10 protein-coding genes are annotated in these 13,241 nt (G+C 59.3%); 6 read left to right on the top strand and 4 right to left on the bottom strand.

The features are described 5' to 3' along the window. Positions 1-30: 30 nt before the first annotated feature. The 4 genes from BKD70_RS20950 to BKD70_RS20935 all read right to left on the bottom strand — a co-directional run bounded on the left by BKD70_RS20950 (position 31) and on the right by BKD70_RS20935 (position 4,206). Entirely contained in the window at positions 31-990 is a 960-nt protein-coding gene (locus BKD70_RS20950) for a sugar kinase (RefSeq protein WP_047274489.1), read from the bottom strand. Continuing rightward, complete coding sequence (locus tag BKD70_RS20945; protein ID WP_047274490.1) at positions 983-1,765, bottom strand: sugar phosphate isomerase/epimerase; 783 nt, start codon at positions 1,763-1,765, stop codon at positions 983-985. Before BKD70_RS20945 ends, BKD70_RS20950 begins: the two co-directional genes overlap by 8 nt. Positions 1,766-1,840: 75 nt before the next feature. After that, positions 1,841-2,866, bottom strand: a complete 1,026-nt coding sequence (locus BKD70_RS20940) for a LacI family DNA-binding transcriptional regulator (protein ID WP_047274492.1) — start codon at positions 2,864-2,866, stop codon at positions 1,841-1,843. A 125-nt stretch (positions 2,867-2,991) separates the two neighbouring features. Next, a complete protein-coding gene (locus BKD70_RS20935; protein ID WP_157774117.1) occupies positions 2,992-4,206 on the bottom strand; it encodes a cytochrome P450 in 1,215 nt (404 codons plus the stop codon). A gap of 617 nt (positions 4,207-4,823) precedes the next feature. Between BKD70_RS20935 and BKD70_RS20930 the strand changes: the two genes are divergently transcribed. From BKD70_RS20930 to BKD70_RS20905, 6 genes are all read left to right on the top strand, one after another. Further along, positions 4,824-6,266, top strand: coding sequence for a serralysin family metalloprotease (locus BKD70_RS20930; protein WP_047274497.1), 1,443 nt, complete (start codon positions 4,824-4,826; stop codon positions 6,264-6,266). 58 nt (positions 6,267-6,324) lie between these two features. Then, positions 6,325-6,720, top strand: coding sequence for an AprI/Inh family metalloprotease inhibitor (locus tag BKD70_RS20925; protein ID WP_047274499.1), 396 nt, complete (start codon positions 6,325-6,327; stop codon positions 6,718-6,720). 153 nt (positions 6,721-6,873) lie between these two features. Next, positions 6,874-8,628, top strand: coding sequence for a type I secretion system permease/ATPase (locus BKD70_RS20920; RefSeq protein WP_047274503.1), 1,755 nt, complete (start codon positions 6,874-6,876; stop codon positions 8,626-8,628). Next, positions 8,625-9,956: an HlyD family type I secretion periplasmic adaptor subunit gene (locus tag BKD70_RS20915; protein ID WP_047274505.1), complete on the top strand. Its 1,332-nt coding sequence runs from the start codon at positions 8,625-8,627 to the stop codon at positions 9,954-9,956. The genes BKD70_RS20920 and BKD70_RS20915 overlap by 4 nt, the downstream gene beginning before the upstream one ends. A 61-nt stretch (positions 9,957-10,017) precedes the next feature. Further along, complete coding sequence (locus tag BKD70_RS20910) at positions 10,018-11,337, top strand: TolC family outer membrane protein (protein ID WP_230683806.1); 1,320 nt, start codon at positions 10,018-10,020, stop codon at positions 11,335-11,337. A 13-nt stretch (positions 11,338-11,350) separates the two neighbouring features. Further along, the gene (locus BKD70_RS20905; RefSeq protein ID WP_047274508.1) at positions 11,351-13,198 is read left to right on the top strand and encodes a polyurethanase; all 1,848 of its coding nucleotides are present in this window, start codon (positions 11,351-11,353) and stop codon (positions 13,196-13,198) included. Positions 13,199-13,241: the final 43 nt, after the last annotated feature.

Genomic DNA, 13,241 nt, shown 5'->3' with positions numbered 1-13,241 from the left:
TTTGTCGCAGCAGGTCACGGGTGCAGCACGTTACGCAGGTAAAGCGGTTGCAGTGAGGTCGCGCCCCTCCAGCTCGGCGCGGGTCGGCAGTCCTTCCATGTCGCCACGGCTTTGCACGGCGCGGCTGCCAATCCAGTTGCCGCGCTGCACTGCCTGTTCGAAGCCAAGGTTTTCCAGCAGGGCACTGATCACGCCCACCGCAAAGCCGTCGCCGGCGCCAACGGTATCGATCACCACCTCCACAGGCACCGCTGGCACGAAGCCCTCGGTGTCGGTGGTGCGGTAATAAGCCCCTTTTGGGCCCAGTTTGATGATGACCGCTTCTGCGCCCTGATCCAGATAGAAGCGGGCAATGTCTGCCGGGTCATCGCGCCCGGTCAGCAAGCGGCCTTCGCTCAGGCCCGGCAATACCCAATCGGCGTGGGCGGCGAGGGCGTTGATGTCGCGGATCATCTGCTGTTCGCTGGCCCACAGAGACGGGCGCAGGTTGGGGTCGAACGACACCGTGCGCCCGGCTGCGCGCATGCCTTGCATGAGCTCGAAAGACAATTCGCGGCAACTGGCCGACAGCGCAGGGGGAATGCCCGTGGCATGCAAGTGGCCAGCGCCGAGCAATTGCGGGGTGATGGCGCTGCGGTTCAAGTGACTGGCCGCCGAACCGCGGCGAAAGTATTCCACTTGCGGGTCACTGCCATCGTCCACCCGGGACTTCAACTGGAAGCCCGTGGGGTGCTGCGGGTCGGTTTCAACGTGCTGGCAATTGATGCCTTCGGCTTGCAACGTGGCGCGCACAAACCGCCCAAGGGAGTCAGCGCCCACACGGCTGAGCCACGCGACATTGAAGCCCAGCCGCGCCAGCCCGATGGCGACGTTACTGTCGGCCCCGGCAATGCGCTTGTGAAAGCGCTCGACCTGCGCCAGATCGCCGGTCTGTTCGGCCACCCACATGGCCATGGTTTCGCCAAACGACAACACATCGACCTTAGACATGGCTCAACTCCCGTTGCGCTGCGCCGAGCGTCGCCAGGGTGTCGACATGTACTTTTGTCAGCCATTGCAGGTCATTGCCTTGCAGGGGGTATTCCACTGCGCGGGTCAGACCGGGCCGCATGTGCGGCAGAAACTGCTCCCACATCTGCAGGTCGGTGGCCGTTGGCGGCGTCGCAATCAATTTGCCATCCGGGCGACGGGCGACACCTTTGCAGTGCAAGTAGGTGACATGACGGCCCAGCAAGCGGGCGGCGGTGCTGGCGGATTGGTCTTGCCACTGCCAGTTGCCGATGTCGAAGGTCATGCTGATGGGGGCTTGCCGTTGATCCACTGCATCGAAGAACCGTTGCAGAGGTTCGATGCGTCCGCCCTGGGAGGTCTGGTCATTTTCCACCAGCAGGTTGACCGGTTGTTGCTTGAGGCAGGCGGCCAGGGTGTGTAAATCGCACTGCTCGGTGTAGTAGCCAAGCGACACCTTGAGCCAGGCCGCACCAAAAGCATGGGCCTTGTGCAGGGTCGCCAGCAGCAGAGGATTGGGCCGTGTTTGTCCCGCTTGCCACAGTTCCAGAGGCGATGAATACACACACTCCAGCCCTTGAGCGGCCACTGCTTCAGCGAAGGACGACGGGTCTTCGTCCGTCAGCAGCTCTTCACGCAGTTCGATGCGCCGGGCACCGGCATTGGCCAGTAATTCAATAAAACTGCCTTGGCCGCGTTGGCGAACCAGATCGGCTCCGTAGCTCGACAAACTGATGGAAACGGGGAATGTAGTCATTGTTATTAATCTCTGAAACCGGTTTCATTTTTATGCGTCAAGGACTGCCAGGCGGGTTGCGTCTTGGCAGCGCTGTCAGGAGTGGGGGCGTTGGGTCGAGCCGCGGACAATCAGTTGCGCAGGAAAATCCAGGGCTTGAGGTGCTGCGGTATCGCCGCGCAAGCGCTTGAGCAGGCATTCGAAGGCGCTGGCGCCGATGGCTTGGGTCGGTTGTGCCAGGGCGGTAATCCCCGAGCCCACCAGCGGGAACCAGTCAAGGTCATCCAGCGCAATCAGGCCGATGTCTTCAAACAGGTGGCGGTTCAGGTCGCGCAGCACCTGAGTGGCGGCCAGCGCGGCCACGCCATTGGCGCAGAACAGCGCCTTGGGGCCGGTGCCGGGGGTGTCCAGAAACTGTTGGATGCGAGACCGCAGTTCAGGGCCGGTTTCAATCACCGTGCCTTGCAGTGAGGGGCAGTCGTTGAGTTGCGCGTTAAAACTGGCGATGCGTTCCAGGCGCGAGCTGGTGCCATCAGCGGGTTCGCTGACCATCAGCAGGTCGCGAAAACCCTGTGCTTGCAGGTGTTGCAGCGCGGTGCGCACCGCCCCGGCGTTATCCAGCCCCACCAGATCCGCATACAACTGCTCAACGTTACGGTCGATCAATACGATGGGCATTTCTTGATGCAGCGCCTGCAGGACATCAGGTTGATGGCCCAGGGTGTTAAGAATCAGCCCTTCGATGTTGTAGGCCCGCAGAGCAGCCAGGTGCTGGCTTTCCTGCTCATCACTGCGGTCGGTGTTGCACACCACCAGGTTGTAGCCGTGCTCCCGGCAGGCGGTTTCGACGCCGTGCATGACGGCGATGGAATAGGGGTTACGAATGTCTGCGACCAACATGCCGATCAGGCGGGTACGCCCGCGCTTCAGACCGCGCGCCATTTGATTGGGGCGGTAGCCCAGCGCCTCGATTGAACGCTCGATGCGTTGCGCGGTGGCTTCGGAGAGCAACGCCCGGTCCTCGCCGATAAAGCGCGAAACACTGGCCTTGGACACCCCGGCGTGCAGGGCAACATCGTGCATGGTGACGCGGGAGCGTTGAGCGGCTGAAAAACTGTTCACGGCCTGAACCTTTTATGGGTTGTTATCGCAGGCGGTCTCGGCACAGGGTCTGAAACCGGTTTCAGGAAAACTCAAATCACCTCTGATCGTCAAGTGCCGTTTGTAGGACAACGCAAGTGCTGGCCCTAAACGCTCAATCGCACCGGGAACGTCGCCATGCTGCGAAACTGAAAATTGTTTAGCCGCCACTGCGGCAAATCACTTTCAATCAACTCGATCTTGGAGAACCGCTCCAGTAAACGGCTCAAGACACACTGCACTTCCATGCGAGCTAGCGCTGTACCGATACAGAAATGCACGCCGCCACCGAATGAAGTGTGCGGATTCTTGGCGCGGCGAATATCGAAGCAGTCCGGATCAGCAAAATACAATGGGTCGCGATTTGCTGCGGCGCGCACCAAATACACCAAATCCCCTTTGCGCAAGGCCTTTGAGTGCAGCGTCATGTTTTCCGTCAGCACTCTGTGCGACACCTGAGAGGGCGACTCGTAGCGCAACATTTCATTGATGGCAGATTTCATCAATGAAGGCTCCGCCCTCAAGGCCTGCATTTGCTGTGGGTGTTTAAGCAGATTGAACAGACCCGTGCCGAGCAAAAATGCAGTGGTGCTGTAGCCCGCGGTAATCACCAGCGTCAGTTGTCCGCAAATTTCTTCATCTTGCATGCCCTGCAAGTCTGCCTCGGCAACCACCCGCGTGATGAGATCGTCCTGTGGGTCTGAGCGCCTGCGGTCGATGGCATCGAGAAAATAACGATTCATTTGTTCGATGCTTTCGATGGAGTCCTCAATGCAGTGACTGTCATCCAGACAGCCGGTCAGAAATATGGCGATATTGTCGCTCCAGTGCTGCAACAGAGGCGCGTCGCTATGGGGCAGGCCATAAAGGGCGGCAAGGACGTGGTTGGGGATCAGTGAAAACAGCTCTTGTACAAGGTCCACCCGCTCACGGCCTGCAAAGGTAGTCAGCAATCGGTCGGTCATCAGCAGGATGAAAGGTTCCAGATCAGCAATGGATTTGGGTGTAAACGCTTTGCTGAGTAGTGCTTTTCGCGGTCGATGTTGTGGGGCATCGCTGGCAAACATCCAAAAGGATGTAAGTCGGATAAAAGGTTCGAGTCGTGGCCACAACGCTTGGGGTACATGGCTTTTAAGCAGTTTTTCGATGCGTACCGAAGAGAATCGTCGGGGGTCATTTTCGGCCGCCTGCACATCGTCATAACGCGTGAGCATCCAGCCGCCGATTGAAGGATTCCAGTGCACTGGATCGCATTCGCGCAGGTAACCGTAGTGGCGATTAGGGTTAGTCAAATTGGCAGGCAATGTGAAATCAGGTGTCACTCGACATTCCATGTCATTTATTCCTGTTGGTTTTTGTGTGTATTGCACTAAATGGGCAGTGACCCAAAGTGCAAGCGTAATGCTGGCCAACAGTCTGGCTGAAAGTTAAAGGGCAGTGCGCCTGAAACTTACACATAAGCGACGTTTTTTATACGTGGCCTGCGGGGTGTTGAGTTGTTCATTGTGTCGTTTATGAAGTTTTGGAGGCGGTGGTGATATGACAAGCGACTTTTGATCGGCAAACGCTTACATGGCGATGGGTTTGCGGCTGGCCAACTCTGTAATACGAGTGAGCAGGCTGGAAGTTTAAACAAAAATGAACTGACCAAACGGTCACACCATGAACCTTAAGCGCTGTATTTGTTTGTAGCGATATTCCTACGGCGAATATAGCCAGCATCCTTAAAACTTTAAGGAGAATGCTTTCAGTAAAAGTTCCAATGTTTACGGCTACTTACGGAAAAGTCGTTTATTGACGTCAAAAAAGTGCTGGACTGAATATTTCGAAGTGTGTCAACTTCGCCCGGCCAATAAACGGCGAGTGATAGGACGATCTCGCCATGGGATCGTCTATATCTGTCAAAAACTTTTCTACTGCTAAACAAGGAACTGTTTACATGTCGAAACTTAAAGAGAAAGCAGCGCTGTCCGTCAACCCGACGTTTGCGGCCAACGGCACCAGTTCTGCCTTCACCCAGGTGGATAACTTCAGTCATTTCTATGACCGCGGTAATCACCTGGTCAATGGCAAGCCATCGTTTACGGTCGATCAGGCCGCTGACCAACTGACCCGCAGTGGCGCCAGTTGGTACGACCTCAATGGCGACGGTGTGATCAATTTGTCCTACACCTTCCTCACGTCTCCACCGCCGGGCTATGCCTCCCGTGGTCTGGGCACTTTCAGCTCGTTCTCCGGGCTGCAAAAGGAACAGGCCAAGCTGTCGCTGGAGTCGTGGGCCGATGTGGCCAAAGTGACCTTCACTGAAGGCCCGGCGGCACGGGGTGACGATGGTCACATGACCTTCGCCAACTTCAGCGCCAGCAACGGCGGGGCTGCGTTTGCCTACCTGCCGAACAGCTCGCGCAAAGGCGAGTCGTGGTACCTGATCAACAAGGACTACGATGTCAACAAAACCCCGGGGGAAGGCAACTACGGTCGTCAGACCCTGACCCACGAGATCGGTCACACCCTGGGCCTGTCACACCCCGGCGACTACAACGCCGGTAATGGCAACCCGAGCTACCGTGATGCCGTGTATGGCGAAGACACCCGTGCTTACAGTGTCATGAGTTACTGGAGCGAGAAGAACACCGGCCAAGTGTTCACCAAGACCGGGGAAGGCGCCTATGCGTCGGCACCACTGCTCGATGACATTGCTGCGGTGCAGAAGCTGTACGGCGCGAACATGGAAACCCGCGCCGGTGACACCGTTTATGGGTTCAACTCCACGGCTGACCGCGACTACTACAGCGCCACTTCGGCCACCGACAAGTTGATTTTTTCGGTGTGGGATGGCGGCGGCAATGACACGCTGGACTTCTCGGGTTTCAGCCAGAACCAGAAAATCAACCTGGCCGCCGGTTCGTTCTCTGACGTGGGCGGGATGACCGGTAACGTGTCGATCGCTCAAGGCGTGACCATCGAAAACGCCATCGGGGGTTCGGGTAACGACCTGTTGCTGGGCAACGCGGCCTCCAACATCCTCAAGGGCGGTGCCGGCAACGACATCCTCTACGGCGGTGGCGGGGCAGACAAGCTGTGGGGCGGGAGCGGTTCGGACACGTTTGTTTACCGTGAAGTGTCTGATTCGACCCCCAAGGCGGCCGATACCCTCATGGATTTCCAGACCGGGCTCGACAAAATCGACCTCACCGGGATTACTCATCTCAGTGGGTTGAATTTCGTCAATGCGTTCACCGGTCAGGCGGGTGATGCGGTCGTCAGCTACAACCAGGCCAGCAATGCTGGCTCGCTGCAAGTGGACTTCAGCGGACACGGCATAGCCGATTTCCTGATCACCACCGTCGGGCAAGTGGCAACTTACGACATCGTCGCGTAAGGCTGTCGGTAAACGGGCAGCGCGCAAGCGCTGCCCTCTGGCACTACGCCGAGGTCTCATGAACACTGCATACCGTTTTATACAAGCAATGGGCTGTGTGGCTGCATTGCTGTTGACTACCACAGAGAGCGCCATGGCCAGTTCGCTGATGTTATTAAGCCCCGCACAAGTGGCGGGCAGTTGGACGTTTTATGTGCAAGGGGCCGAACAGGACGCGTGCACAGTCACGTTGAAAAAAGACCGGACCTTCAGTGCCCAGGTCAGTTGTTTACAGGCGTGGCTGGGCCGAACGCCGACCACGTGGTCGCCCACCCCGGATGGCCTCTTGCTGATTGGAAAAGACGGCTCGCAGTCACTCTTTTTGGAGTTGCGAGAAGCAGGTCGCTATGAAGGCTCAGTGGAGGGTTCTAAAACCCTGGTGATGCAACGTGCACACTTACAAAGTGTGCATTAACGCAAACAAGCCAGCGCCGTTATTCAGGCCGGATCAGTTGTGACCGTAAACGCCGGATCAGGCATGAGGCCACAACGACATTGAACGGCAACAAGGTGGCTGGCAGGCACTCGCCAGTGCCTGTGGACGTGGTTTATTGATCAAGGAAGATTCATGAAGCGGCTGAAAAGCAGTCCCGTCGCGCCCCTCATACAGGTATTGGCCGACTATAAAAAGATTCTCATCAGTGTCGGGTGTTTTACGGCCTTGATTAACATCCTGATGCTCGTGCCTTCTATTTATATGCTTCAGGTGTATGACCGGGTGCTGTCATCACAGAACACCACCACGCTGGCGATGTTGTCCTTGATGGTGGTGGGGTTCTTTATCTTTATTGGCACGCTAGAAACCGTTCGCAGTTTTATCGTGATACGCATCGGCAGCCAGTTGGAGCGCCGTTTCAATCAGCAGGTGTACCGTGCCGCGTTCGAGCGCAACCTGTTCAGCGGCCAGGCCCATGCCGGTCAGGCGCTGGGCGACCTGACCCTGATTCGTCAATTTGTCACCGGCCCGGCGTTATTCGCTTTTTTCGATGCGCCGTGGTTTCCGGTGTACCTGTTTGTGATTTTCATGTTCAACACCTGGCTGGGGGTTTTTGCCACGGCCGGTGCCGCCGTGTTGATCGCACTGGCCTGCGTCAATGAAGTCATGACCCGCAAATCCCTGAGCCAGGCCAGTGTGTTTTCGCAACAATCCAGTCAGTTGGCCACCAGCCATTTGCACAATGCCGAGACCATTCAGGCCATGGGCATGCTGGGCGTGTTACGTAAGCGCTGGTTCAACGTCCATTCACGCTTCCTGACCGAGCAGAACAAGGCCAGCGACACCGGCGCGGTCATTGGCTCGGTGAGTAAAACCCTGCGCCTGTGCCTGCAATCGCTGGTGTTGGGGCTGGGGGCGTTGTTGGTGATTCAGGGCGACATGAGCGCGGGCATGATGATCGCCGGTTCGATTCTCATGGGCCGTGTGCTCAGCCCCATCGACCAGCTGATAGCCGTCTGGAAACAGTGGAGTTCCGCCAAGCTGGCCTACCAGCGGCTGGACAGTCTGTTGCGTGAGCACCCGGCGGTGCAAGAGAACATGGCGTTGCCTGCGCCCAAGGGCCACCTGAGTTTCGAAGACGTCAGTGCGGCGCCTCCGGGCATTCGTCTGCCGACCCTGCATCACGTCAGTTTCAGCCTGGTGGCGGGCGAGGTGTTGGGGGTGCTCGGGGCTTCGGGCTCCGGCAAATCGACTCTGGCCCGGGTACTGGTCGGCGTCTGGCCGACCCTGGCGGGCACGGTGCGTCTGGACGGGGCGGATATCCACCAATGGGACCGCGACCAACTTGGGCCTTATATCGGCTATTTGCCGCAAGACATTGAACTGTTTAGTGGCTCCATCGCCGACAACATCGCGCGGTTCCGCGACGCTGACCCGCAACAGGTGGTGGCGGCGGCCCGGCAGGCCGGGGTCCACGAGATGATCCTGCGCTTGCCAAACGGGTACGACACGCTGCTGGGGGATGATGGCAGCGGTTTGTCCGGCGGCCAGAAACAGCGCGTGGCGCTTGCCCGTGCGCTGTATGGCAGCCCGAGCCTGGTGGTGCTCGATGAGCCCAACTCCAATCTGGATGCCGTGGGCGACGCGGCACTCACCAGCGCCATTGCCCAGCTCAAGGCTCAAGGCTGCACCGTGGTGCTGGTGACGCACCGTTCTGCGTCGTTGGCGCAGGCCGACAAACTGCTGGTGCTCAACGAGGGCCGCACCCAGGTGTTCGGGCCGAGCGCCGAGGTGCTCAAGGCGCTGACCGGCGCCCAGCAACAACAGGCGGCCGCCACTGGCATCCCTCGCACCCATCAGGCACAGACGCGCAGCAGCGGCGCATGAGCAAGGACGCACGCATCATGAACAATCAACAACAGTCGCAAGCCATGGAACGTGGCGCCGGGTTCTACGTGCGCATGGGCTGGATCCTGACCCTGATCGGCGCAGGCAGTTTCTTTGCCTGGGCCAGCCTCGCGCCGCTGGACGAAGGCATTCCGGTGCAGGGCACCGTGGTGGTGTCGGGTAAACGCAAGGCCGTCCAGTCCCTGGGCGCGGGGGTGGTCAGCCAGATTCTGGTGCGCGAGGGCCAGGCGGTGCATCAGGGTGAACCGCTGTTTCGCCTGGACCAAACCCAGGTCCAGGCGGATGTGCAATCGTTACGCGCGCAGTACCGCATGGCGTGGGCCAGCACGGCGCGCTGGCAGAGTGAGCGCGACAACTTGCAGCAGGTGAGTTTCCCGCCCGAATTGAGCAATAACCCCGACCCGCGGCTGGCGCTGGTGCTTGAAGGTCAGCAGCAGCTGTTCAGCAGCCGTCGTGAAGCCTTTGCCCGCGAGCAATCCGCGCTTAAAGCCAGCATCGAAGGCGCGACCCGGCAATTGGCCGGCATGCGCCGCGCGCGGGGAGACCTCACCGCCCAGGCCGATTCCCTGCGTCAGCAGTTGAACAACCTGCGACCGCTGGCGGAAAACGGCTACATCCCGCGCAACCGCCTGATGGAGTACGAGCGCCAGTTGTCCCAAGTGCAGCAGGACGTGGCGCAAAACACCGGGGAAAGCGGGCGTATCGAGCAGGGCATTCTTGAGTCGCGCCTCAAGCTGGCGCAGCACATCGACGAATATCAAAAGGAAGTCCGCACCCAACTGGCTGACGCGCAACTCAAAAGCCTGACCCTTGAGCAACAACTGGCGTCCGCCGGGTTTGACTTGCAGCACAGCGAAATTACCGCGCCTGCAGACGGGATTGCGGTGAATTTGGGGGTACACACCGAAGGCGCAGTGGTCCGCGCCGGTGAAACCCTACTGGAAATCGTGCCTCAAGGGACGCGACTGGAAGTCGAAGGGCGCTTGCCGGTGAACCTGGTGGATCGGGTGGGCAGCGAGTTGCCGGTGGACATTCTGTTCACGGCATTCAATCAGAGCAGTACGCCCCGTGTGTCGGGCGAAGTCAGCCTGGTCTCGGCCGACCAACTGTTGGATGAGAAAACCGGCATGCCGTATTACGTGCTGCGCAGCTCAGTGAGCGACCAGGCGCTCGAAACGCTCAACGGCCTGGTGATCAAACCCGGTATGCCGGCGGAGATGTTCGTGCGCACGGGCGAGCGGTCACTGCTCAATTACCTGTTCAAACCACTGTTGGATCGCGCAGGTTCTGCGTTGACTGAGCGATAGGAAATTGCGACGTATGAAAGCAGCTTCAAGAGTGTGCCTGGGGTGGGCGTTATGGGCGGCAATGACTGCCAGCGCGCAGGCGATGGGACCGTTTCAAGTGTACGAACAGGCGTTGCGCAACGATCCCGAGTTTCTGGGGGCGATTGAAGAGAGAAACGCCGGTCAAGAGAATCGCCTCATCGGCCGGGCGGGTTTGCTGCCCAAGTTGTCTTACAGCTACAACAAGGGGCGTAACCATTCCAAAGCCACTTACCTGAATGACCAGGGCAACCGCCACGAAGACCGCAACTACAACAGTTATGGGTCGACGTTCTTGCTCCAGCAGCCACTGATTGACTACGAGGCGTACGCCAATTACCGCAAGGGCGTGGCGCAAACGTTGTTCGCGAACGAGACATTTCGCAGCAAGAGTCAGGAACTGTTGGTACGCGTCTTGACCCATTACACCCAGGCCTTGTTTGCGCAGGATCAAATCGATAACGCACGGGCGAAGAAAAAAGCCTACGAGCAACAATTCCGACAAAACGAGCACATGTTTCGTCAGGGTGAAGGCACCCGTACCGACATTCTTGAAGCCGAATCGCGCTACGAACTGGCCACCGCCGAAGAAATTCAGGCCCAGGATGAGCAGGACGCAGCCTTGCGCGAGCTGGGCGCCCTGATAGGCCAGCCGACGGTCGATATCGATCAGTTGATCCCCTTGGCGCCTGGCTTCAACCCCTTCGCGCTGGAGCCCGGTAACTTTTCGACATGGCACGAAATCGCGCTGGCCAATAACCCGGTGCTGGCCTCCCAGCGCGAAGCCCTGGACGTGGCGCGCTACGAGGTGGAGCGCAACCGGGCCGGGCATCTGCCCAAACTCAATGCTTACGCCAGCGTGCGCAAGATGGAGTCCGAAAGCGGTAATACCTACAACCAGCGTTATGACACCAACACCATTGGCATTGAAATCAGTCTGCCCCTGTATTCGGGCGGTGGCGTATCGGCGTCCGTGCGCCAAGCCCGCAGCAACCTGTCGCAGGTCGAATACGAACTGGAAGGTAAAACCCGGGAAACCCTGATTGAGTTGCGTCGCCAATTCAACGCGTGTCAGTCGGGGGTCAGCAAACTACGGGCGTATCAGAAAGCCCTGACCTCAGCCGAGGCGCTGGTGGTCTCGACCCGGCAAAGCATTCTGGGCGGAGAGCGGGTCAACCTCGATGCCCTGAACGCTGAGCAGCAGCTCTACAGCACGCGCCGCGATCTGGCGCAGACGCGCTACGACTACTTGTTGGCATGGACCAAATTGCATTTTTACGCAGGCACCCTGCGTGAGCAGGACCTGGCGAAGGTCGATGAGGCCTTTGTGCCGCGCGCTGGGGCGCAGCCGATTCATCCGTGAGGAGGGCAAGACCATGGCAGTGTTTGACTACAAACACGTGGGCAACAGCGCTTCAACAGCACTCGTTCAAGACGCACTGGCCCTCACGTTGTACAGCTATCACAACCTCGATCACGGGTTTGATGCGGGGTATCAGAAGCACGGGATGGGCGTCGGTTTACCGCTGACGCTGGTCACGGCCGTGTTGGGCGGGGTGGACTCGCAAGGCGTGGTGCCGGGCATCCCGTGGAACCCTGACTCGGAAAAACTGGCTCGCGAGGCCGTTGAGAAGGCCGGATGGACGCCCATCAGTGCCGGTCAGTTGGGGTATGCCGGCAAAGTGGATCATCGCGGCACCTTTTATGGCGAGCAAAAAGGCTATGACACGGCACAAGTCGAAATCATGGGCAAATATGCTGCCGATGGGCAGTTGACGTCCATCGGCATCGGGTTTCGCGGCACCAGTGGCCCGCGCGAGTCGTTGATTACCGATGCTCTTGGCGATGTCATCAGCGATCTGCTGGCTGCCTTCGGCCCCGACGATTACGCGCGCCAGTACACCGGCCAGGCGTTTGACGGGTTGCTGGGCAGCGTCGCCACGTTTGCCCGGGCACATGGGCTGAGTGGCAACGATGTACTGGTCACCGGCCATAGCCTTGGCGGACTGGCGGTCAACAGCCTGGCCGACCTGAGCAACGAACGCTGGGCCGGGTTTTATCGCGAGGCGAACTACATTGCCTTCGCCTCGCCCACGCAAAGCGAAACCACGCAAAACGTGCTGAACATCGGGTACGAAAACGACCCGGTGTTCCGGGCACTGGACGGATCGGACTTCACCTTCTCGTCATTGGGCGTACACGACACGCCTTTGCCGTCGGCGACCAACAATATCGTGAGCTTCAACGACCATTACGCGTCCACGGCGTGGAATGTGCTGCCGTTCTCCATCGTCAATGTCTCGACCTGGATCAGCCATCTGCCCAGCGGCTATGGCCACGGCCTGAACCGCCTCCTTGATTCGGCGTTTTATCACCTGACCCATAAAGACGCGACCCTCGTGGTGGCCAATCTGTCCGGCCCGGCGCGGGAAACGACCTGGGTGCAGGACCTCAACCGCCATGCGCAAGCGCACACCGGCAGCACGTTCATCATCGGCAGCGACAGCGATGACTTGATTCAGGGCGGGCGCGGCAATGATTTTCTGGAGGGCCGCGACGGCAACGACACCTTTCGTGACAGTGGCGGCTACAACATCATTCTGGGTGGCCAGGGCGTGAATACGCTGGAGTTGCAACGCGCACTGCACACGGTTGAGGTGGTGAACGACGGGCATGGAACGTTGTACGTGCGCGACACCGACGGCGGTCTCAGCCTGACCCGTGACCTCAGCCAGTTGGTGAGCGATGAAGCCGGGTGGCTGGGCATTCGTCAGCCGGTGACGCACCGGATCGCCGATGATGGGCTGTGGGCGGGCACTCAGCGCAGCGACTATGCCCACTCGGTGAACGGCGGCCTGCAGAGCAGTACGCTCAAGGCCGCAACACAAGGTGACTGGCTGATCGGGCAGGGTGCCGATGACCGGTTGATTGGCACGCTAGGCCAGCATGTGTTTATCGCAGGCGGCGGCGATGATCGGCTGGAGTCAGCGGGCGGCAACAACACGTTTGTGTTTAGCGGCCATTTCGGTCACGACACGCTGCTCGGTTATCAGCCCACCGACACGCTCGTGTTCCTGGGCGTGGAAGGTGGCTACGACGCTGATTACCGGGCCCATGCCCGTGCCGTGGGAGCTGACACGGTGCTCAGTTTTGCGGACAGTTCGGTGACGTTGGTGGGCGTCGGGCTGGCGACGCTGAATGGCGCAGAGATTGTGATTGCGTGAACGCGGGGGAGAGCAGCGGCGCAGGAGAACCCTGCGCCGCTGC

This window comes from Pseudomonas sp. BS-2016 (assembly GCF_001806145.1).
In the GTDB taxonomy this organism is placed as follows: domain Bacteria; phylum Pseudomonadota; class Gammaproteobacteria; order Pseudomonadales; family Pseudomonadaceae; genus Aquipseudomonas; species Aquipseudomonas lundensis.
This window is presented reverse-complemented; position numbering and strand designations above follow the sequence as displayed.